We start from the raw sequence: 21244 nt of genomic DNA on the forward strand, positions 1-21244 counted from the left end.
GGGAAGAGTGACGGGAGGTGGCGATATGGCAAGGCTTTTGATCCTTGGAGGTTGCGGAGCGGTGGGGAGCACCGCGGCGAAGTACCTTGCGGCGGGCGATTACTTCGACGAGATCGTCATCGCGGACCGCGAGGAAGAGGCGGCGCGGAAGCTGGCGGCGGAGCTGGGCGGCAGGGTGTCGGCGCGGGGCGTGAACGCGGACGATGCCGCCGACCTCAAGGAGCTCATGGCCGGCTGCGACCTCGTGCTCAACTGCATCGGTCCCTTCTACCGTTACGGTCCGCCCATACTGCGGGCCGCCATCGAGGCGGGCGTTGACTACGTGGATATCTGCGACGACATGGACGCCACCGAGGAGATGCTCGCCATGGACGAGGAGGCGAAGAAGGCCGGCATCTCCGCCCTCATAGGCATGGGGAGCTCCCCCGGCATGGCCAACCTGCTGGTGAAGTTCACGGCGCAGACCCTGCTGGACCAGGTGGATTCCGTGGACATCTACCACGCCCACGGCGGGGAGCCGGTGGAGGGCCCCGCGGTCATCAAGCATCGCTTCCATTCCATGGAAATAGATATCCCCATGTTCCTGGACGGTGAGTACAGGACGGTGCGCCTCTTCGAGGAGAGCGGCAGGGCCCTGGAGGAGGAGACCGACTTCCGCGACGTGGGCACCTACCCCGTCTACGCCTACCCCCACCCGGAGACCATAACCCTCCCCAAGTACATCAAGGGCGTGAAGAGGGTCACCAACCTGGGGCTGGTCATCCCCGTCTCGTACGCCAACCTAATCAAGGACATGGTCAGGCTGGGACTGACCTCCGACGAGCCCATCGAGGTGCAGGGGCAGAAGGTCGTGCCCCGCGAGTTCGCCGTGGCCTTCGTCATCTCCCGGCGCGACGGGCTGCTCAGGGAGGCGGGGATAGATTCCCCGCGGGGTTGCCTGAAGATCGTGGTGAAGGGCGTGAAGGACGGCGAACCGCATACCTATATCTTCCAGATGTCCTCGAGCGGCATGGGCATGGGCGAGGGGACGGGCATCCCCGCCGCGCTGGGGGCCATCGTCATGGGACAGGGAAAGATAACCCTGAAGGGCGTCTTCCCGCCCGAGGCCGGGGTGGAGCCCATGGACATGATCAAGCTGGCCGGTGAGGTCATCAAGTCCTCCGGCAAGGGGGAGCGGGCCCCCATCTTCATCGAGCACGTGGACAAGGACGGCAACGTGGAGGCCATGGACTTCAAGTTATAGGGATCACTTGACATGGAAAATAATGCCATGTAAGGGGAGGGAGGTGCACCTTGGGCGAGAAGTTCATCGTGAGCCACGACGTGGGCACGGGCGGGAGCAAGGCGGTACTCTGCGACCTGGAAGGGAGCATCATCGCCTCCAGCTTCGAGCCCTACCCCACCTCCTACCCGCGGGCCAACTGGGCGGAACAGGACCCGCGAGACTGGTGGAAGGCGGTCACCACGAGCACGCAACGCCTGCTCAAAGAAACCAGGATAAACCCGCGCCAGGTCATAGGCACGGGTTTCGCCACCCAGATGCTTGGGGTGCTGCCGGTGGACGCCTCCGGTGATCCCCTGCGCCCGGCCATCATCTGGATCGACAGCCGCGCCGACGAGCAGGCGGCGAGGATGGTGAGGAGGTTGGGAGGACCCCGCGTGCTCATGGCGCTGGCAGGTGCGGTCCCCTCGGGCAAGGACGTCGTGTGCAAGATCCTGTGGCTCAAGGAGAAGGAGCCGGACGTCTACGCCGCCACCCACAAGATACTAGACGTCACCGGCTACCTGGTCTACCGGGCGACTGGGAACATGACCATCGACCACACCGCCGCAGGCGCCACCGGCCTGCTCAAGAACAAGACGCGGGAGTGGGACACGCTTCTCGCCAGGCTGCTGGGTATCTCCCTCGAGAAGCTCCCCGAGGTGAAGAGCTCCGTGGAGGTGGTCGGCCTGCTCACGCGCGATGCCGCAGCGGAGATGGGGCTGGAGGCGGGGACTCCCGTGATCGGCGGCATGGGGGACATCCCCGCGGCGGCCACCGGTTCCGGCGCCCTGGAGAACGGGGACGCACACATCTACCTGGGCACTTCGGGATGGCTGGTGCTCTCGGTGGCCAAGCCCAAGAACCTGGGCAGGAACGGCATCGCCTCCATAGCCTCGGCGGACCCCGGGATGTTCCTCATGATCGGGGAGACGGAGACGGCGGGGGCCTGCCTGAAATGGTTCGCGGACAACTTCGCCACCGCGGAGGAGCGGGAGAGGGCGGCGCGGAGCGAGGACGAGATGGCCATCTTCGCCGTCCTGGACGAGGTGGTGGAGGGGGTGGAGCCGGGCGCGAGGCGGCTGCTCTTCACCCCCTGGCTCTTCGGGGAGCGCGCCCCCATCACCGACACCACCCTGCGCGCCGCCTTCGTCAACCTCTCCCTGGGTCACGAGAGGGAACACATGCTGCGCGCCATCTACGAGGGGGTGGCCTACAACTTCCGCTGGCTGGTGGACGCCGTCGCCGGGGCTGGGTTCCCCTGCCGCACCCTGCGCGCCATCGGCGGGGGGGCGCGCAGCGACGTCTGGATGCAGATCATGGCCGACGTGACGCGGCGCCCTGTGGAGGCGGTGGCGGATCCCCAGGAGGCGGGGGCCATGGGGTGCGCCCTGGCGGTGGCGGTGGCCCTGCGCGAATACGGGAGCTACCGGGATTTGAAGAAGGTGATCAGGGTGCGCCGCGCCTTCGAGCCCGACCCGCAATGCTGCACCGAGTACGACGAGCTCTACGGCGTTTTCCGCGCCCTGTACGGAAACCTGACCGGGATATGCCGGCGCCTGAACGAGACGGGGCAGGCCTGCGAGGCGCCGGCCGGTGAGGCGAGGCCATGAGGACAAGGCCGTGGGAATGAGGTCATGAAAAACAGAACCCTGATCCTAACGGGTACGACGAGAGAAGAGGAGTGATGAGCATGCTTTACTACGAGGCCCAGCCCAAGGCCCTCCCCGAGGGCATCGACTACGATGACTTCATCGTGGCCACCTACTACGCCGCCCTTCCCCGCGACATGATCATGTATTACCTGGCGCCCTTCCTGGCCATAGAGCAGTCCACGGGTACCTGGACGCCGGTCCCCGGGGAGACACCCGAGGTGAGGGCAAAGCACGTGGCCAAGGTCATCGGCATCCACGAGGTCCCCTTCTACGAGTTCGAGGTGCCGCGGGGGGTGGAGGAGCGCACCTACGTGGTGCAGGTCGCCTTCCCCTTCCGCAACATCGAGCACCAGATCCCCATGCTGCTCACCGCAGTAGTGGGGAACATCTCCATGGGAGGGAAGATCAAGCTCATCGACCTATACCTGCCGAAGAAGTATACGGAGGGGTTCCAGGGACCGAGGTTCGGCATCGACGGCATCTACGAGGCACTGGGGCTCGAGGAGCGGCGGCCCCTGCTCAACAACATGATCAAGCCCTGCACCGGGTATTCCTGCGAGGTGGGGGAGAAGCTCTTCTACGAGGCGGCGCTGGGCGGTTGCGACGTCATCAAGGACGACGAGCTCATCGCGGACATGGCCTTCAACCGCGTGGAGGACCGCGTGAAGGCCTACATGGCCATGGAGAAGCGCGTCTACGAGGAGACGGGCGAGCACACCCTGTACACGGTGAACGTCTCGGACAACATCCCCAGGATGTTCGAGGTGGCCAGGCGCGCCGTGGACGCCGGCGCCAACGCCATCATGGTCAACTACCTGGCGGTGGGGCTTCCCGCGCTGCAGGCCCTGGCCGAGGATCCGGACATAAACGTGCCCATCCTGGCGCACATGGATTGCGCCGGCGCTCTCTACGAGTCGCCCATCTCGGGCATCGCCTCCCACCTGGTGCTGGCCAAGCTGCCGCGCCTGGCGGGCGCGGACGCCATCGTCTTCCCTGCCCCCTACGGGAAGGCGCCCTACCTCAAGGACCGCTTCGTGTATACCGCGGACGTCATGCATTACCCCATGCACGACATCAAGCCAACCATGCCCATGCCCTCCGGGGGGATCACCCCGGAGATGGTGCCCACCTGCGTTGCCGATATCGGCAGGGAGATCATGATCGGGTCCGGGGGCGGCATACACGCACATCCCATGGGCCCGGCCGCGGGCGCACGCGCCTTCCGGCAGGCCATAGACGCCACCATGCGGGGTATACCCCTGCACGAGTACGCGCGGGAGCACCAGGAGCTGGCCGTGGCCCTGGGGCTGTGGGAAGGCTTCTTCCAGGAGACCACGGCCGATAGCGGCATCGAGGCCAAGGCCCACAAGCTGGGGGAGAATTAGGAGGAGCGGGAAAGCCCGCTTCCCGTAGAAGATCCCTCGCTCCGGGGTCGGCGGTTCGCGGACCGTCGCGGGAATCCGCGTGAATCGGTAATACACGGTATCAGGTCCTCCCGCTCGAGGACGGCGTGCGGCTGCCCTTCGTGGCGCGCCGAGAGGCGTTGCACCCGGCCTGGATTCTTGGAAGCCGCCAGTCCCGGCCGGCGCTCCGGGGGTTGGAGGGGAGCGGCGGACCACCCCATCCTCCGCCGGCAAGGCGGGCAGGTTATCAAGAATGGAAAGCGGCAACGGGGAGCGGCGGCGGGAGGTGGCCTCCCACGGGGTAAGATCCGTGGCCCACGACATGTCTCTATTGTCTCGGTGGGAAGCCTGTGCTAACATGATGCTACTTTTCCCACGGCCCGTAGTGGCGCGAGGGGCTTCACGGAAAGCGGGCTGTATTATCCGTCAGGAATCGGTCAAGACTACCGGCTGAACAACCCGGCTGAAAACCCGTGATAACGGTGATGGATCCGGCGACGGCCGGTACCGAGGGCGTTTCGAGGTCTTCGCTGCCGACGCCGGGCACCGGGCTTCATCCGTGAAAGGCGGGCAAGACCGGTCGCGGGCAGCCGGTTTCACGGCCGGGAAGGGGGATGGCGATGCGAAAAATCCCGAGGACCATGGCGACGCAGCACCCCGATAACGCGGCAAGCGCCTTCTGGCTGGGGAACAGCTTCATCGACAGCCGCGACGAGGTGAGGGAATGCGTGGTAGCCTTCGGCGAGCTGGGGTGCGACGAGTTCATGTGGGACTGGGAGGGCAAGTACGTCGACGAGGCGGTCATCGAGCGCGTTTTCGAGGAGAACTACTCCTTCTTCAAGAGAAAGGCCCTGGGGAGGGACATCTTTCTCACCTACCGCCTGCCCAACATATGGGTGGAGAAGGGGAGCTACCGCATCCTGCGCGCCTATGCCAACATCCTCACCGCCTGCGACATCGCCAGGGACGTGGGGTTGCATTCGCCCCCCGTCTTCGAGGTCATCCTCCCCATGACCACCTCGGCGGAGCAGCTCGTGTACCTGCAGACCAGCTTCGCGGAGATGGCGCGCCTGGTCAGGGAGGATCCGGAGAAGAGGATAGGGAGCGGGAACCCGGCGCTTATCGAAGTGATACCGCTGGTGGAGGACATCCCCGACATGCTGGGGATCGCGGACCTCATCCGCAGTTACGTGGCCCTTTACAGGAAGAGGGGCCTGGAAAAGATCAGGAAGCTCTCTTACCTGAGGCCCTTCATCGCCCGTTCGGACCCCGCCCTTAACTACGGGATGGTCTGCGCGGTCCTCGGCGTGAAGGTCGCCCTGGCGGGGGCTTACCGGGCGGCCAGCGAAAGCGGCATACGTGTTTTCCCCATCATAGGGTGCGGGAGCGTGCCCTTCCGCGGGAACCTGACGCCCGCCAGTGTCGGCCGCTTTCTCAAGGAATACTCCGGCATCAGCACGGCTACCGTCCAGTCGTCGTTCCGATACGATCATCCCGTGGAGGAGGCGGCCAGGGGCATCAGGACCCTCAAGAGGGAACTGGGGAAGCCGGTCGCCGCGGTGGAGATGGGCGGCGAGGAACGCCGGGAAGTGGAGAGGCTGCTCGGCATCTTCAAGAAATATTACCGGGAGACCATCATGGGGGTGGCGCCGCTCATCAACGAGGCCTCGCGGCACGTGCCGCGGCGCAGGGAGAGGAGGCTGCACACGGGGCTTTTCGGCTATTCCAGGAAGATGACCAGGGGGGTGCAGCTGCCGCGCGCCATCACCTTCACCGCTTCCCTCTATTCCCTGGGCATACCGCCGGAGATCGTTGGAACGGGCAGGGCACTGCGCGAGGTGTACGACAAGGGGCTGAGCGAGGCGCTGAACCGCCATTACCGCAACCTGAAGCGGGACCTGCAGGACGCCTGCGCTTATGTGAACCGCGACAATATAACGCGCCTGCGGGACAGGTTACCCGTGCTGGCCGGGCTGGAGGAGGACCTGAAGTGGCTTGAAGGCGTGCTGGGCATCCCCACAGAGCCCACGGAAACCCCTCACCTCATCCACAAGAACATCACCTCGAACATACTTCTCCTGCTGGAGGAGGGCAGGGACGTTTCGGAGATGGTGGAGGAAGCCGCCGTGCTCCGTCGCTTCCTCGGCTGAGCCGCCGGACATACGCGGAGACCTTGCCCATGAGGGGTGTGGGGAGGCCGGGCCGCCGGGTAACGGTCTCGCTCGCAGGCTCGCTGCGACCGACCCTGTAGTTCCCCGGGCTGGGTGGTTGGAAATCCGGAGGCCGCTTGCGATGTCCCTCGCCCGACCCCCGGACCCGGCCTGGCCATTTGCTGCGGTTTAAAGGTGTTCGATTTGTTTATCTGGAATAATATGTATAAAATGGATTGAGGATATGTGCATGGCCGTGGCTCGCGCTCTCGTCGCCGTACGGGTGCGGCGAAGGGGGTCGATGCGTCGAACCGAGGTACGGACTTGGAGTTAAAGGTCGGTTGCTGCGGTTTTCCACAGGCACGCCAGATCTATTACCGGACCCTCCCGCTGGTAGAGATCCAGAAGACGTTTTACCAGCTGCCAAGGGTTAAGACCTCGCTTAAATGGCGCCAGGAAGCGCCCCCTCACTTCGAGTTCACCATCAAGGCCTGGCAGCTTATAACCCACCGTCCCTCCAGCCCCACCTACCGGCGCCTTACCCACCCCATACCGGAGGAGCTCAAGGAGGCGTACGGCTCCTTCAGGCCCACGCCCGAGAACTACGCCGCCTGGAGGGAGACCATGGAGGTCGCCCACGCCCTGGAGGCCGAGATAGTGGTCTTCCAGACGCCGCCGACCTTCGGCCCGGGGCCGAAGAACGTGGCGCAGATGCGCGAGTTCATGTCCACCATAGAGAGGGACGGCCTCCGGCTGGCATGGGAGCCGCGGGGCTCCTGGAGCTCCGAGGAGGTGGGCAGGATATGCCGCGAACTGGACCTCATACACGTGGTCGACCCTTTCCAGGGGAGGGAGAAATGGGGTTCCGTCATCTACTGGCGCCTGCACGGGATAGGGGGCTACAAGCACCGCTATACCGACCAGGAGCTGGGGAAGATCGTGACCATGCTCAAGAAGAGCAAGAAGAAGAAGGCATACGTCCTTTTCAACAACATCTTCATGTGGGAGGACGCTCAGCGCTTCCTGGAGATCTGGGGTAAGAGGGCCTGATCCTGAAGTGGTCCGTGGGGGCCGGTTACCCCCTTCTTCCTCGCCGCGGGGATGCCCATCCCCGCCGGGCGAATGCGGGCAGGAGGGTTTCCTTCACTCGCGCCCGCCCCGGTGCGAGCCGCCCCCGCCCGTCTCGAGGACTCTCGATATCTCCAGCAAGAAGGCCCTTGCATCATTCAGGCACGCCGACGTCGTCAGGGGATCCGCCTCCATCTCCCCCGATACGGCCACCCTGTAGTAGAGGTCGCGCACGATGACGAGGGCGCGCCGGTTCCCTGGGCTCAGGCCCATGGAGAGAGCCGCCTCCCGGAAACGCTCCACCACGTCATCCCATCCCGCGATCTCCTCGTGCCTCCCGCTCAAGGCCGCCCTCGCCGCGTAGAGCATGGCCAGGAACGAGTTGGTGATGGCTTCCTCGTGGAGTCCCCCCAGCATCATCTCCTCCGCCGCGCCCAGGGCCATCCCGGCCTGCTCCAGCCAGGCATCCCTCTGCGCTTCCTGGTCCCACGGGTCTTCCGTCACTTCCCGTCCGTCCTCCCGATACTCTTCCTTCCGGGGCCTTTCCTTCCGGCGCCCCTCCTTCCGACACCTCTCGATATATCGCGTGCCGGGCTACGGCCCGATACACGACGCGGCCCGTCACGACGCTTGACCCACGTCCCATCCCCCACATCCCCTATTCTCTCACCTGGAGACGTCGCTGTCCCGGCAGTCCCGCACCGGGCCCGGGTCCCCGGACCAAACCGGCATTCCCGGACAAGGCGGGAGCTGGCGCGATCGCAACCGGATTGGCCATCGCTCACGCGCCCTTCTTGCCGGGACGGGTACGGGCACATGGATGCCGCGGGAACGCGACTGGCATATAATCTGGTGGGCGACTACGTCGCGGGCGCCGGCCCGACTTAGCGGCCTGCGGACGACGGTTCTGGAGGGTCCGGGAAGCGACGTCCCGGGGCCTGTGCAAGAATGGGTGAATGCGAGGCGGGAGTGTGGACCCGAGGAGGAAGGCGGCGAGCGGTGGAGTTCTTCAAGTATCACAGCCTGGGCAACGACTTCATCCTGCTTAACGCGATGGAGGCGCCGCTCCGCCTGCCCCCCGAGGACATCCGCGACCTGTGCGACCGCCACCGGGGTATCGGCGGGGACGGCATAATCATGATCGAACCCTCTGCGAAGGCGGTCTGCCGCATGGTCAACTACAACCCCGACGCCAGCGAGGCGGACGTGAGCGGCAACGGGCTGCGCTGCCTGGCCAAGCACCTCTATGACACGGGTTTCTTCCCGCACAGCGTCATGGAGGTGGAAACGCCTTCCGGGATCCGCGAGGTGCGGGTGCACGTGGCGGTGGGGAGGGTGGGCACAATAGAGGTGAACATGGGAAAGCCCGACTTTCGCCGCAGCTCCATACCCATGAAAGGAGAGGGCGAGGAGGCGGTGGACATACCCATCCCGGTGGGTGAAACCGTGCTGTCGGCGACCTGCCTCTCCATGGGAACCCCCCACTGCGTCATCTTCGTGAACGATCTCGTAGCCACGCCGGTGAGCGAATTGGGGCCGCGGGTGGAGAACCATCCCCTCTTTCCCCTGAGGGTGAACGCGGAGTTCGCGCAGGTGATCGACGTCTCGGAGATGAGGTTGCGATCCTGGGAGAGGGGCGCCGGCGAAACGCTGGCCAGCGCCGCGGGCGCCTCGGCGGCGGTGGCTGCCGCCCTGCGCACCGGCAGGTGCAAGAGGAAGGTGCATGTGCAGCTCCCCGGCGGCCTCATGGAGGTGGAGGTGAACGACGCGGGCGAGGTGCTCACGCGGGGGACGGCGCGACGCGTCTTCCGGGGTATCCTGGACGAGGACTGGCGGGAAAGGAGTCGCCTCTTCCTCGCATAACCCCCCGAACCCCCCGAACCCCCCGATGGTGCACATGTGATCAACGCCCGCTCCCTAACCGCGCCACCGGCACCATCCCCCTTCCTCGCGCGGGTTCTTCCCACCGTTTCGGTTCACGCCGGACTCAACACCTTTCCACATCCGGGTACGGACTCCTCGATGCCATGTCAGGCATCCCTTGAGACAGACGCGTCTTATGGCAACACGACCTCCGGGCGTAGTAGAAGGGGTAACGTCCCTGGGCGGCGAAAGATGCTCTAGCGACCCGGAAGATATAAAGTGATCCGGGAGGTATGTTGAGGGGGTGTTGAGGTTGAAGGGTTTTATCGATTTCATACGCAAGCAGGGAGTAGTGGGCCTTGCCATCGGCTTCATCGTAGGCGGCGCGGCCAAGGTGGTCGTCGATGCGCTGGTCTCCGACCTGATCAACCCCATCATCGGTGCCCTCGTGGGCAAGGGCAGCCTGGACACCCTGACCTTCAAGATCGGGGATGCCGTGTTCAGTTACGGCCACTTTATAGGCATCGTCATCACCTTCATCATCATACTCGCCGTGGTATACCTGATCTTCAAGGTCCTGCGCCTCGAGAGGCTGGACCTCGAGGAAGAAGAGGACTGAGCAACGGAAGGTAGAGAAGGTCACGAGGCAAGGTCGAGAGGACCCCACCTGACCGGGTCTTGACCGGCTGGTTCGCAACCGACCGCCGCAGGGGCAGGGGAGGCGGAACCTTCTCTACCCCCACCTTATATGGTTTTCGCTGACAGGTTCGCAACTCCCGACCCGGTGCGGATTTTTCCTGCCCGTGAACGTGATCCTGGTCTTGCCCCTTCTCATCCGGACAGGGGCCGACCCCGCATCATCCTCACTTCATCTCCGGGCGGGGCGGTGCGGCTTTCAGTTCCTTTACGGGAGTCGGTGTGTCATCATCCCTATCCTTGGGGCGGAAATGCCGCTCCTTGAGGTCCTTGAGGAACTGCTTGTTGCGCGCCTGCCAGCGGCTGATGGTGTGATGGGCGTAAGCGTAGATGGCGAAATCCCACCAGCGGAAGAGAAGGCCGAGCTTCCAGCACTGCCAGAGGGAATAGAAACGACGCATGGACCGTATGGACCCCTCCTTCTGCAACTGGTAAGGGGTCATGTTGCGCGGCTTGAAGACCACGTGGTGGCCGCTGTATTTCGACCAGTCCTCCACCAGTATCCGCCCCTGGCGCCACAGCTCGTCGAAGGTCTCCGTTCCCGGCAGGGGGGTTAGGACCAGGAACTGCACCGTGTCTATCTTGAGCTTGCGCGCGAAGCGGACGGTCTCGCGGATGGTGCTCACGTCGTCCTCGTCGGAACCGAGGACGAACATGCCGTGCACCCTGATCTTGTAGGAATGCAGGACATCCACCGCCTCCGCAATCTCCTGCACCGTCTGCTCCTTGCGGTAAAGCTCCAGCGTGCGCGGATTTATGGACTCCAGGCCCAGGTAGAGGAAGAGGCAGCCGCTGTCGCGCATGAGCTCGAGCAGCTCCCGGTCGCGTATCACGTGTACGGTAGCCTGGGCCGTCCATCTCACCTTGATGCCGCGCTCGAGCATCCCCCGCAGGAGCTCCTTGGTGCGCCGGGTGCTGGCGGTGAAATTATCGTCGTAGAAGAATATGCTGGCGCGGGGGTTGCGCCGGTGCAGCATCTCGAGCTCGCGCAGCACGTCCTCGGTCTCCCGGAAGCGATAGCGGCGGCCGAACATCTTGGTGACGGAGCAGAACTTGCAGTTGTGCGGGCACCCCCTGCTGGTCATGACGGGAATGATGGGTATCTTCTCGAAGTTGTGTATGAGGGTGAGATCGGGCCAGGGGAGGTCGTCGAGGTTCTCCACCCGGGGGGCGCCGGGATTGTGGACCAGCACGTCCTCCTCACCCTTTTTCCGGTAGGACATGCCGGGGATGTCGCTGAAGTCATCCTCGCCGGCCCGCAGCCTCCTCACCAGTTCCACGAAGGCGTACTCACCCTCGCCTCGGATGACGAAGTCAGCGCCCTTGCGCAGGGCTTCCTCGGGGAGGAAGGTCACGTGAGGCCCCCCCATGACCACCGGGGAGGACGATTCGCGCTTCACGCGCTCCAGGATTGCGTACGCCTCGGGGGCGGTGGTGGTGATGGTGGATATGCCGACCAGGTCGGCCGCCAGCACGTCCTCCCACGGCAGTCCGCCGAGCTCCTGGAAATATATCGTGGGCCTGATGCCGAGCTCGCGCTCGAGCATGGCGCCGAGCAGCGGCAGCCCCAGGCGCGGCAGCTTGAACTTGGAATAGACGTGCACGCCGGGCGACCGCGGCTCGATGAGAACCACCTTCATCTCCGTGCCTTTCTCTCCCGTGTCCGCGGGGGTGGCTCCGCGGGGACTTCCCCGCACAACGGTTTACGCCGGCTCGACTCGCACCCGCGTAACTCGTACCCACCCGACAACATGCACCCGCTCATCTTAACCCACTCAACAACGTATACCCACTCGGCAAGCGAATTAACCCACTTCACGAGCCGCTTCTTGCCGTGGTCGCGAAGCGCGGCGGCGTCAATATATTAACCCCACCGTCCCTCGCAGGTTACCGTACGGCGTTCCCGCCGCTTCTGCTCTATAATAGGGACATCAGGGTGGAAAGGAAAGGCTTGGCATGGAACGGGGGCGACGTCTTGGCGCAGAAGGTGCTTCTGGTCGACGATAACGCGGTGATCCTCGAGATGCTGCAGCGCAGGTTGCTGCGGGAGGGTTACCAGGTCCTCACCTGCACGGAGAGCATGCGCGCAGTCGAGATGTGCAGGGAGGAAGCCCCCGACATCGTGGTCCTGGACATCCTCATGCCGGGCAAGAACGGTTGGGAGATTATGGAAGAGCTGGCTGCCGACCCCGCGCTCTCCTCCATACCCGTGATCATCTCCACGGTGAAGAACCGTCCCGAGGACGTGGAGCGAGGGAGGGAACTCCACGCCGCGGACTATATCGCCAAGCCCTACGTGTTCAGCGATCTGCTCGAGAAGATAGAGAAGGTGCTGGGGAGGGACGTGGATCAGCGGGAATAGCCGGCGAACCTCTCGTGGCACCACCAGCGCGGGTGGACTTCCGTGCGGCGCTCCCCGTTCGGGGAGGAGACGATGTGCACGGTGATCTCCTCGCCCTCGATCTCCACGATGTTGTAGGATGGCGGCGTATGACCGCGCGTCCTCCAGGTGCAGGCCGTCCCCGAGGTTATCAGGTACATCCTGTCCAGCGGCCAGACGTAAGGGACGTGCTTGTGCCCGCTCAACACGATGTCCACGCCCACGTTCCGCAACACCTGCAGCACGTCGCCCGCGTCCCAGACGATGTTGCGCTCCCTTCCCGTGCCCGGTACGTGCACCAGGTGGTGGTGCAGCACGAAGATCTTGAAGGTCACGTCGCCCGAGAACTTCTCCTCTATGAAGCGGTAGTTGTGGCGCCCCACCTCGCCGTCGTCGAGGTCGGCCTTGTTGGAGTCCACGGCCACCACCTCCACCCTCTCGCTCAGGTGCTTCCCGCAGGCGCCGCTGTGGGTGAAGACGAGGGTGGAGGTGCGGGGCCCGAAGATCTCCTCAAAGTGGAGGTAACCGACATTGCGGCAGTCGTGGTTGCCGGCTATGACGATCTTGCGTGGACACTCCATGGCGTCGATGTATTCCCGCGCTTCCTCGAACTCCTCGCGGTAGCCGTTCGCGGTCAGGTCGCCCGCCACCACCAGCAGGTCGGGGCGCAGGGCGTTGACCGCATCCACGCAGTTCGTGATGAGACGGCTGTCGAAGCGCAGGTCCCCGCAATGCAGGTCGGACAACTGGACGACGAGGAATTTCCTCTCCCCGCTCTCCATGGGCACGTCATTCTCCATCGGCGGTCCCTCCCTTGACCCTGCTCCTCTCGCGTTTCCGCGGTCTTACGCGGGGCGAGGGCTCCTTTTCTTCCCCCCGCCTCACCCTGCCGCCCCGCTCCGGTTGCCGGAAGGAGACCATGCCGTAGGGCTTTTCCCCGCAGAGCTCCCGCGCCACAAGGGCGCCGCTGAGCACCGCCCCCTCCACTCCCCCGCCGAAGCGGCTCCAGGCCCCTACCAGGTAGAGGTTGCACAGGGGAAGCCGGGGTCCGGGGAGGTGGTAGTACCATTGCGAGGCAAGGGGGGCGAAACCGAATGCGGAGCCGTTCTCGTTGCCGGTGAGGCGCGCGAAATGGGAGGGAAGGGTCACGAACTCCCGCACCGCTTTCTTGACGGCGGGCAGCATGAGGGAGACCTCTTCCTTCACCAGGGTCGCCAGCTCGGCCCCCAGCTCGTTCGCCTGCGCCTCGCCCTCGAATGCATGCAGGCAGCGATGGGGCACGTTGACGCGGAGCATGAGCACGCAACCCTCGCGCGACGGGTCCAAGGGCTTTTCCTTGCTGAGGATGATGGAAGCGACCTCCAGGAAGGTGTTCCCGGTGCGGACCCTTCGCGGCTTTGCGGGAAGCAGGATGACGCGCTCGGGGATGCGCAGCTCCTCGTCGAAGACGAGATGCAGGGCGAAGGCGGAGCCCGAAGGCTGCAGCCTCCCCACCTCGCGCAGAAAGTCGTGCCCCAGGCAGGAAGGGGGGATGAGGCCGGACGCCGCGCGGCGGGGGTCCGCATCCAGGACTATGACGTTACAGCGCACCTGCGTCCCGTCGACGAGGCGGAGGCCGATGGGTTCGGCGCCCGTTCCCTCGCCTCTGACCAGGATCTCCTCCGCCCGGCAGGAGGTCATCACCTCGCCGCCCGTTTCGCGCACCAGGGTCGCCATCCTGCCGGTGAGAAGCGAGAGGTGACCCTCGGGGTAATGGATGCCGTCGATGAAAAGGGAGAGGAGGAGGCGCGCCCCCTCGTATGCCGGGAAGGAGGCAGGCTCCCCGCCGAGGATGGAGGAGAGCCTCCCAAGCATGAGCACGAGCTCCTCGTCGTGCAGGTAACGCTCCAGCATCTCCTGGAAGGTGAGGTTCTGCCATGCGGCGGAAACGGGATGGCGCACGAACTGCTCGTGGTAATCGTCCAGATCCGCCGGAAAGGGAGACGAGAGGAAGTCCGCGCGGTCCTTCCACTCGCCCCGGAAGCGGCGGAGGTCGGCGAAGAGGCGCCCCAGGCCCTCCCTGCTGGCCGGGAACTTATTTCCTAATTTTGCCATATCGGCCTCCTGGCCCTGCCCCAGCCTCAGCGCGATCTTTCCGCCCACCAGCCCCCACTCCATGCGGCGCATCTTCACCGTCTCCTCCAGCCCCAGGCGCCGCAGGAGTGCGTTTAGCGCCCCTCCTTCCACCGCGCCCGTCAGCAAGGTGGGGCCGGAGTTGAGGGGGAAGCCCTGCCAGTCATAGGTCCGGGCATAACCGCCGACCTGCGTGGCTTGCTCTACCACCAGCGTTTTCAGGCCCGCCTGGGAGAGGATGGCGGCGCAGGCCAGGCCGCCCATGCCCGCACCCACCACCACCGCGTCGTACTCGTTCCGGGCGAGCGTCCTTCCCGGGGAGAGGAGGGGAGGCTCCCAGCGTGCGGAAAGGGCCCGCTTGGTCAGCAGTGAGGCCTCCATGCGCCGGGGCAGGATGAGCACGATGAGCGGGGTGGCGATGATGCCCAGCGCGAGGAGGGACAGGGAGGAGAGGGCGGCCGCCTCGCGCGAGGTGTCGCCGCGCAGCGCGAGCATGCTCACCAGGCAGGCGGCGAGTCCCGCGACGAAGAGCAGGTCCCAGAAGAGCGTCACGACCCGGAAGGCCCGCCTGAGGGTGGGGCTCTCGCGCATGCTCTCCGGGTAATCCGCCGCGAGGTACTGGAAGGGAAAGGAAATGCCCTCCACGGCGCCGTAGCCCGCCATGATGGCCAGGGTCGCGAACCCCCCGGCGAGCAGGTTGGGGATGCGCGTCTCCAGGTCCTTGCCCATGACCAGCACCGCGGCGCAGGCCACCGCGAAGAAGAGCAGGGAGAATATCTGCAGCAGGGGCCACCTGCCGCCCCGGGGAAGGAGCGGGAACATGGCCAGCACGAGGGCCAGCGCGGCCACCGTCCCCCAGAGCGTGAGCTCCAGGCGGTAGAGGACGGCGAGGGCGAGCCAGGGTAGAAACGCCAGGAGCAAGAGGCAGAGCCCTTTTCTGCGCATGCGGTAAACCTCCCGTGAGCTTCGGTCGTCGTTCCGGGTTCGGGTCACAATAAAATATACAGCAAAACCCAACCCCTCACCTTTGCGCGAGGCGCGCGGCAGCGCGGTACCATGCTCGCGACTTCACCGCAGATCTCGCACCCCCTCACCTTTGCGCGAGGCGCGCGGCAGCGCGGGGAAGAGACACGATGTCGGCGTGCCCCGCCCACCTGTTTCCGAGAGCGGGATAGCCCGCTCCCCCGTTGCCGGGCTTCACGGCCCTTCGCCCAGGTCGGCAAGGATGAGGAGCACCAGGTCGCGCAGGAGGAGGAGGGAGACCAGGAGGGAGAGCAGGATGATGCCTGCACCGCAGAGCAGGAGGGCGAGCCCGGGCAGCCTGGAGAACAAGGTCAGCAGCGCGCAGCAGGTGAAGACGGTGACCAGGAGCGCGGACAGGATGACGGTGCAGCGGCGGAAGCGCGCCAGCAGCTCCATGGCGCCCTCGCGCAGCGTTTCCTCGTCGCTTTCCCGCCCCTCCTCCACCCCCTCCCCGGCCAGCGCCCGGGAGAGGGCGGAACGCAGGGAACGCGCCCCCATACGGAGCGAGCGGTTACGGAAATGCAGCAGGTAGAGGAAGAGGAGCACCCCCAGGGCCGCAAGGAACAGAAACGCCGCGATGTAGACGTCCATACGAGGATTTTCCGTCAAACGAAGCCTTTTGACCAGCCCCTGCAGCTTTTACCGGAGCTCGGCCGGCGGGCCCGCGAGGGCATCGTAGGCGAGAAGACGTTTTATGGTATGTAGCTTGGTTGGTGTAATATACCTGTTATGCCGGGCCTGGTATGCCGGGCGGCCGCGGCCGGACGGCGGTTCTGCCCGGCAGGATGACCATGCGGCGGCGCGCGCGTCGCCGCGACGCGGATGCTCTCCCGGCCGCGGAGACGAAAGGAGGGGATCATGCCCAACGGCTTCCTGTCCAAGACCCCGGCGGAGGTCGCCCTGGACCTGGTCGGAAGATACCTCGAGTTCACCGGCGAGGAGGAACGCGCCAGGTACCGTGACGCCGATTCCTACCTGCAGCTCTACGAGCGCGCCTATCGCCTCATCCTGGAGGTGGGCGAGGGCGGGAGGGCGCCCACGGGCTTCAAGGTCTGAACGAGGCCGGAACTCAGGCCTGTTCCGTTGCCTCGACCAGTTTCTTGCCCAGCTTGCCCCTGGAGAGATCGACCTCCATCTGCTTGATCTGCTCCGAGATCACCTTTTTCATGAGCTGGAAGACGGCGAAGCGGATGAGCTGCTCGAGCAGGGAACGCTCCTTCCCCTTCTTGCTTTTCTTCTTCTCGCGCCCCTTGGCTTTCTCGGCCCCTTTCGCCTTCCGCCGCGCCTTTTCCGCCTGGTCCCTTACTTTCGCCCTGGCCTTGAGGATCTTCTTGACCTTGCGTTTCTGCCGCCAGCGGTGGAAGAGAAGGAGGACGGCCAGCCCGGCCGCGATCATGCCCCACTTCTGCGCCTGCTTCTCCGGTGCGGTATCTACCATCCCATACCTCCTCGCACAAGCGCGCATCGCCCTGCGGACCATGCAGACTCGACCATGCAGATATTATAACCGCTGAGAGTGCATGACGGCGCGCCGGTTCCCCTTACGCCGCCCGGGGGACGGCCGTCCGCGGAGCCCCTCGCGGCCCCCGCGGTTGTGAGTCGCCTCCCCGGTCTTCCTGGAAGAAAGCGGCAGAGACCATTCCCCGGCAGGAGCTCGGCCGCCGTTTCGGGGATGCTATGGCGTTCCGGCGGGCGTTTCTCGGGTTGAAAAAAGGGGAGAAAGCCCGTGTCCCGTCATACCTGCGAAGCAGGCGACAACAGGAGAAAAGTGCGCTCTCTCCTGGCGGCGGCCTTATCGCCGCTTTGGGCCTGCGGGGCAAGGGAAGGAGGAGATGCTGTATCGTTTCGGTAGGCGCTTTAGGTTGAAAAAGGTTGAGAGACCACCCTGTCATCCTGCCAAAACCATTCAACAAGGAAGAAAGGGGTGATCTCCCAAATGTTCAACCTGACAACCGTGGTACCACGTCTGGTTTCCGAAGCGAAGGGCATCGAAGACGGAAGATTGACGGGAGAGAAGGCGCTGTTTATGTTAATAGAGCTTTTCGTTGACCCCTTGCAGGCGGTCCTTTCGGGCGGGAGAGGAGCGACCATGCCCGCGACATCAGCGAGACCGACGCGCGCCATGGCCCGCGAGGCGTGGGGCGACATGAGGTCCTTCCCCCTCATGTGGTTCCTCCTTTCCGCGTCCGCGCTGCCCCAGGTCTTCCTCTTCTACTTCCTGGTGCCCGCCGCGCCGGCCAGCCTCTTCCTCCTCCTGCTGCTTGCCGGATACGCCGTCTGCTTCGCCCTGCACTTCCTCTTCTGGAGCATCGCGGTGCTGCGCTACGAGGGCCGCGTCTCGGGTGGGGAGGCGCTCACCCTGGGCGCGGCTTACCGGCGCATGCTGCGCGGCGCGAGGAGCACCCTGCTCACCGGATTGACGTGGGGCGCGATCTCGGTGATGGCCTACATGGCCGCGCAGATGGTGGTGAGCTTCATCCTGAGCATGCTGGTGGCGGGGGGAGCCAGCGAAGGGAGCCTCATCGCCCTCACCTTCATCCACTTCTACCTGAGCTACCTGGTCGCCGACCTGGTCATGGTGCTGCTGGCCATGGCACCCCAGTTCATCTGCCTGGGAGAGGTGCGCAAGGTGGAGGAGGCGTTGCGCCTCAGCTACCGTTTCGCCAGGGCGGGTTACGGGGATGCGCTCACCCTCTTCATCATCCCCGAGATCATCGCGCGCACCCTGTTCCTAGGCGCCTCGTTCCTCTTCTACTACCTCCCGCGGCCGGGGCTGGTATTCGCCGTCCTGCTGGTCTCGATGTCCCTGCTGGAAGGTGGTAGGACGGCCTTCATCGCCGCGGCCTTCAACCGCTTCTATCACCGCGCCATGGAGGAGGAGAGGCGCAGGAAGAAGGAGAAGGGGAAGGGGAAGAAGCAGGCCTCAAGGCAGACCAGGAAGAAGTAAGCAGCCGGGCGGCCCTCGCGCGGCCCGGGGCACTCAATTCAGCAGGGGCTCCACGTGGTTCTTTATCTTCACCTTGATGCGGCAGAGGGCGTTGTCCACCACCTTGGTATCGCGCTTGATCTCACCCGCTATCTCCTTGTAGCTCTTGCCCTCCAGGTAGGAGACCAGCACCTTCCACTCCAGCCCGCTCAGCTTTTCGCGCAGGATGTGGATGATGCGGGAGACCTCGTCCTCGAAGATGAAGAGCTCGAGGGGGTCCTCCACCTTTGAGCCGGTGCCGTTTCCGGCGAAATAGACGACGTCCCCGCTCTCATCGAAGGTGTTGGCCTCCAGGGGTCGGTAGCAACTGAGGGGGTTGTGCTTCTTCCTGGTGTGGGTCTTAACCGCGGTGATTATCTGCCTCGTGATGCAGAGGACGGCGAAGGAGCGGAAGGAACAGATGTCGTTGAACTTGTAATCCCGTATGGCCTTGTAGAGCCCGATCATCCCCTCCTGTATGGTGTCGTCGTGCTCGGCTCCGTCCAGGAAATAGGATTTCGCCTTCACGTGGACGAGGTACTGGTACTTCTGCAGGAGATAGGCCTCCGCCTGGGAATCACCCCCCCTGATGCAGGCTATAAGGTCCTCGTCGCTCATCTCGTCGTAGGAAGCCTCCAGGAACACAGGCCGCGTTCTCACTTTGACAGGCAAGGCACCCCTCCTTCTCTTACAGCCCACATCTTGTATATTTTGAGAAATAATAAACCATACATGTTGTTGTTGTCAATATTTTGTGGAAGGAATTTTAAGAAATATACAATATAGTGTATAAAGGATCGCGTTATGCGGGTCGCGGTCGCGGGTCAAGCCGGGGGGCGGCAGATGGACGGGGAGGACAAAACGGCACGGCGGGAGGCCATGGAGGCGGTCGCCGGGAAGATCGCGGCGGACCTCGCCGCCCTGCGCGAGGATATAGCCTCGTGTTCCCTCTGTCGGGGAGGCGGGAGGGGACTTCCCGGCGCGGGCCGTCTGGGGGCGAGGCTCTATCTCCTTGCCGGCAGGCCGGGTCCGGGGGCGAGTCCGCGCAACCCGTGGGGCGGATGGTGGGATGCGCTGGGCGGGGAGATGCGGCGGAGATGGGGATGGAAGGAGGAGGACATCTACCTAGCCACGGCGCTGCGCTGCCCGCTCGGCAGGGTGACGGGAAGGGACATCAGGTTGTGCGCGCCCTACCTGGCGGAGGAGTTGATGCTGCTGGGGCCGCGGGTGGTGCTGGCATGCGGGAAGGCCGCCGCGGTCGCCTTGCGGGAAGCGCTGGGGCAGGCGATGCCCGAGCAGCCGCACGCCGGGGACGTGTGCTCGCTTTACGCGACCAGCTTCGTCTTCCAGTTCGACGTTTCCAGGCTGGAGAAGGAGCGTGACCTGTGGGATCCCTTCTGGCGCATCGTGGAGAGATGCGATGGCATGCTGCGCGGGAGGGGGTGAGTTGAAGCGGGGGGTGACATCTGTTTTACTGGCGGTAGGGGATGTCCGCGCGCTCGCCGTGCGGCCCGCCTTCATGGGGTCCGGGGGAGGGGGGCGAAGCGGCCCCGGGCGGTTCCGGCGCCACCACGGGGAAGGCGCACGGGAGGTGAACTCGCGAGGGGAGGCGACGGTGGATAGGAGAACCCGCCTGGACGCGTTCATCCGCAAGTACGTCAGGCTCTTCCGCCCGCGCACCGCGGTCATCTTCGCCTTTCCCTTTGTCCTCGGCTTCGCGGCCTCCGCCGAGGGAGGGGGCTATGCCCCGGGTTACAAGATAGCCCTTGCGTATCTCGCCGTCGCCAGCGGCATACTCTTCTTCAGCTCCCTCAACTTCTACGTCGATGTGGAGTCCGACCGCCTGCACAACGACATGTACAAGGGAGACGCCCACATGTCGGACCAGCCCTTCGTCACCGGGGAGATGGGCAGGGCGGAGACGGTTCTCCTCTTCGTCCTCTCCGTCCTGGCCTGCGTCGTATTTTCGTTCCTCGTGGACTGGCGCATGGCGTGTTTCCTGGTCGGCTCGTACGTGGTCATCCTGGGGGTTATCTACTCCCATCCCTGGTTCCGCTTCAAGAACAAGCCCGTCCTGGACGTCGTCACCAACGCCTCCGGGGCGTGTGCCGGGCTGGTGGCAGGGTGGAAGCTGCTGCAGCCGGGGACCTGGCCGCCCGCGTGGCCGCTTGTCTTCGGGTTTTTCTTCTCCGCCGCCCTCTACATGCCCAGCGTGGCCAACGACGTCCCCTTCGACGCCGCGGCCGGCTTCCGTACCTCCGGGGTGGTTTTCGGAGCCAAGCGCCTCCTCGACGCCATGATCCCCGTCTGCGTGCTCCTGGTCCCCCTGGCCGTCGTCAACTTCGTGGTGCCCCAGAGCTGGCTGTTCAAGCTCTTCATCGCCCTCGCCCTTCCCGGCGCCGTGGCCTTCACCGTCACCATGCACATCCTCTACCGCCCTCCCCACATCCGTTTCAACGCGGCCCTGCTCGTATACCCCCTCCTCGCGCTCCTGCTCTTCTACTTCGTCTACGGTATGCACGCCGTGTTCGGGTGACGGTACCCGTACTCGGAGGCCACCCTCCCGGAGACTACCTTTAAGGGTCGGGGGATGGGATCGCCCGCTTCTCGGTGCGGAAGCCGGACTCCATTTGTCTTCCAGAACGGGGTTCGGGCCTGCTTGCCCCCG

Annotated in this window: 19 protein-coding genes; 12 read left to right on the plus strand and 7 right to left on the minus strand. The window is 64.8% G+C overall.

All coding sequences use genetic code 11. The features are described 5' to 3' along the window. Positions 1-25 precede the first annotated feature (25 nt). From H5T73_07725 to H5T73_07745, 5 genes are all read left to right on the plus strand, one after another. Complete coding sequence (locus H5T73_07725) at positions 26-1243, plus strand: saccharopine dehydrogenase NADP-binding domain-containing protein (protein ID MBC7247652.1); 1218 nt, start codon at positions 26-28, stop codon at positions 1241-1243. A gap of 50 nt (positions 1244-1293) precedes the next feature. Then, on the plus strand, positions 1294-2874 hold the full coding sequence (locus H5T73_07730) for a hypothetical protein (GenBank protein MBC7247653.1): 1581 nt from the start codon (positions 1294-1296) through the stop codon (positions 2872-2874). Between the two features lie 74 nt (positions 2875-2948). Then, positions 2949-4301: a ribulose 1,5-bisphosphate carboxylase gene (locus H5T73_07735; protein ID MBC7247654.1), complete on the plus strand. Its 1353-nt coding sequence runs from the start codon at positions 2949-2951 to the stop codon at positions 4299-4301. 659 nt (positions 4302-4960) lie between these two features. Then, positions 4961-6469 carry a phosphoenolpyruvate carboxylase gene (gene ppcA / locus H5T73_07740; GenBank protein MBC7247655.1) on the plus strand — a complete coding sequence of 503 codons (1509 nt, stop codon included), beginning with the start codon at positions 4961-4963 and terminating at the stop codon, positions 6467-6469. A gap of 324 nt (positions 6470-6793) precedes the next feature. Further along, entirely contained in the window at positions 6794-7519 is a 726-nt protein-coding gene (locus tag H5T73_07745) for a DUF72 domain-containing protein (protein ID MBC7247656.1), read from the plus strand. Positions 7520-7612: 93 nt separating this feature from the next. On the opposite strand, the gene H5T73_07750 is transcribed toward H5T73_07745, so the two are convergent. Beyond that, positions 7613-8041 (minus strand): HEPN domain-containing protein, encoded by a 429-nt coding sequence (locus H5T73_07750; protein ID MBC7247657.1) that lies wholly within the window; start codon positions 8039-8041, stop codon positions 7613-7615. A 495-nt stretch (positions 8042-8536) separates the two neighbouring features. On the opposite strand from H5T73_07750, the gene H5T73_07755 reads away from it, so the two are divergent. After that, the gene (locus tag H5T73_07755) at positions 8537-9400 is read left to right on the plus strand and encodes a diaminopimelate epimerase (GenBank protein MBC7247658.1); all 864 of its coding nucleotides are present in this window, start codon (positions 8537-8539) and stop codon (positions 9398-9400) included. Positions 9401-9713: 313 nt separating this feature from the next. Further along, positions 9714-10019 (plus strand): MscL family protein, encoded by a 306-nt coding sequence (locus tag H5T73_07760; protein ID MBC7247659.1) that lies wholly within the window; start codon positions 9714-9716, stop codon positions 10017-10019. A gap of 244 nt (positions 10020-10263) precedes the next feature. Here H5T73_07760 and H5T73_07765 read toward each other — a convergent pair whose 3' ends face one another. After that, positions 10264-11736 carry a B12-binding domain-containing radical SAM protein gene (locus H5T73_07765; protein MBC7247660.1) on the minus strand — a complete coding sequence of 491 codons (1473 nt, stop codon included), beginning with the start codon at positions 11734-11736 and terminating at the stop codon, positions 10264-10266. Between the two features lie 335 nt (positions 11737-12071). On the opposite strand from H5T73_07765, the gene H5T73_07770 reads away from it, so the two are divergent. Continuing rightward, on the plus strand, positions 12072-12458 hold the full coding sequence (locus tag H5T73_07770; GenBank protein ID MBC7247661.1) for a response regulator: 387 nt from the start codon (positions 12072-12074) through the stop codon (positions 12456-12458). On the opposite strand, the gene H5T73_07775 is transcribed toward H5T73_07770, so the two are convergent. From H5T73_07775 to H5T73_07785, 3 genes are all read right to left on the minus strand, one after another. After that, complete coding sequence (locus H5T73_07775) at positions 12446-13276, minus strand: metallophosphoesterase (protein MBC7247662.1); 831 nt, start codon at positions 13274-13276, stop codon at positions 12446-12448. The two genes, H5T73_07770 and H5T73_07775, sit on opposite strands and share 13 nt — an antisense overlap. Continuing rightward, positions 13266-15533: an NAD(P)/FAD-dependent oxidoreductase gene (locus H5T73_07780; GenBank protein MBC7247663.1), complete on the minus strand. Its 2268-nt coding sequence runs from the start codon at positions 15531-15533 to the stop codon at positions 13266-13268. Before H5T73_07780 ends, H5T73_07775 begins: the two co-directional genes overlap by 11 nt. Before the next feature lie 252 nt (positions 15534-15785). Next, on the minus strand, positions 15786-16202 hold the full coding sequence (locus tag H5T73_07785) for a hypothetical protein (GenBank protein ID MBC7247664.1): 417 nt from the start codon (positions 16200-16202) through the stop codon (positions 15786-15788). Positions 16203-16469: 267 nt separating this feature from the next. On the opposite strand from H5T73_07785, the gene H5T73_07790 reads away from it, so the two are divergent. Continuing rightward, positions 16470-16667 carry a hypothetical protein gene (locus H5T73_07790; GenBank protein MBC7247665.1) on the plus strand — a complete coding sequence of 66 codons (198 nt, stop codon included), beginning with the start codon at positions 16470-16472 and terminating at the stop codon, positions 16665-16667. Positions 16668-16680: 13 nt separating this feature from the next. Here the strand turns inward: H5T73_07790 and H5T73_07795 are convergent, their stop codons facing one another. Further along, entirely contained in the window at positions 16681-17049 is a 369-nt protein-coding gene (locus H5T73_07795; protein MBC7247666.1) for a hypothetical protein, read from the minus strand. A gap of 651 nt (positions 17050-17700) precedes the next feature. On the opposite strand from H5T73_07795, the gene H5T73_07800 reads away from it, so the two are divergent. Then, positions 17701-18558 (plus strand): hypothetical protein, encoded by an 858-nt coding sequence (locus tag H5T73_07800; GenBank protein ID MBC7247667.1) that lies wholly within the window; start codon positions 17701-17703, stop codon positions 18556-18558. Between the two features lie 33 nt (positions 18559-18591). Here H5T73_07800 and sigH read toward each other — a convergent pair whose 3' ends face one another. After that, positions 18592-19194 carry an RNA polymerase sporulation sigma factor SigH gene (gene sigH / locus H5T73_07805; GenBank protein MBC7247668.1) on the minus strand — a complete coding sequence of 201 codons (603 nt, stop codon included), beginning with the start codon at positions 19192-19194 and terminating at the stop codon, positions 18592-18594. A 225-nt stretch (positions 19195-19419) separates the two neighbouring features. Here sigH and H5T73_07810 point away from each other — a divergent pair, with 225 nt between their 5' ends. Together H5T73_07810 and H5T73_07815 are read left to right on the plus strand one after the other, a co-directional pair. Then, positions 19420-20022 (plus strand): hypothetical protein, encoded by a 603-nt coding sequence (locus tag H5T73_07810; protein MBC7247669.1) that lies wholly within the window; start codon positions 19420-19422, stop codon positions 20020-20022. 169 nt (positions 20023-20191) lie between these two features. Beyond that, a complete protein-coding gene (locus H5T73_07815; GenBank protein MBC7247670.1) occupies positions 20192-21112 on the plus strand; it encodes a UbiA prenyltransferase family protein in 921 nt (306 codons plus the stop codon). Positions 21113-21244: the final 132 nt, after the last annotated feature.

This window comes from Actinomycetota bacterium, from assembly GCA_014360655.1.
Lineage (GTDB): Bacteria > Actinomycetota > Geothermincolia > Geothermincolales > RBG-13-55-18 > JACIXC01.

Coding starts and splice junctions, on each gene's coding strand:
- H5T73_07795 (MBC7247666.1), bottom strand. CDS start 17,049: ATGGTAGATACCGCACCGGAGAAGCAGGCGCAGAAGTGGGGCATGATC.
- H5T73_07800 (MBC7247667.1), top strand. CDS start 17,701: ATGCCCGCGACATCAGCGAGACCGACGCGCGCCATGGCCCGCGAGGCG.
- H5T73_07775 (MBC7247662.1), bottom strand. CDS start 13,276: ATGGAGAATGACGTGCCCATGGAGAGCGGGGAGAGGAAATTCCTCGTC.
- ppcA (MBC7247655.1), top strand. CDS start 4,961: ATGGCGACGCAGCACCCCGATAACGCGGCAAGCGCCTTCTGGCTGGGG.
- H5T73_07790 (MBC7247665.1), top strand. CDS start 16,470: ATGCCCAACGGCTTCCTGTCCAAGACCCCGGCGGAGGTCGCCCTGGAC.
- sigH (MBC7247668.1), bottom strand. CDS start 19,194: ATGAGCGACGAGGACCTTATAGCCTGCATCAGGGGGGGTGATTCCCAG.
- H5T73_07735 (MBC7247654.1), top strand. CDS start 2,949: ATGAGCATGCTTTACTACGAGGCCCAGCCCAAGGCCCTCCCCGAGGGC.
- H5T73_07810 (MBC7247669.1), top strand. CDS start 19,420: ATGGACGGGGAGGACAAAACGGCACGGCGGGAGGCCATGGAGGCGGTC.
- H5T73_07765 (MBC7247660.1), bottom strand. CDS start 11,736: ATGAAGGTGGTTCTCATCGAGCCGCGGTCGCCCGGCGTGCACGTCTAT.
- H5T73_07725 (MBC7247652.1), top strand. CDS start 26: ATGGCAAGGCTTTTGATCCTTGGAGGTTGCGGAGCGGTGGGGAGCACC.
- H5T73_07780 (MBC7247663.1), bottom strand. CDS start 15,533: ATGCGCAGAAAAGGGCTCTGCCTCTTGCTCCTGGCGTTTCTACCCTGG.
- H5T73_07785 (MBC7247664.1), bottom strand. CDS start 16,202: ATGGACGTCTACATCGCGGCGTTTCTGTTCCTTGCGGCCCTGGGGGTG.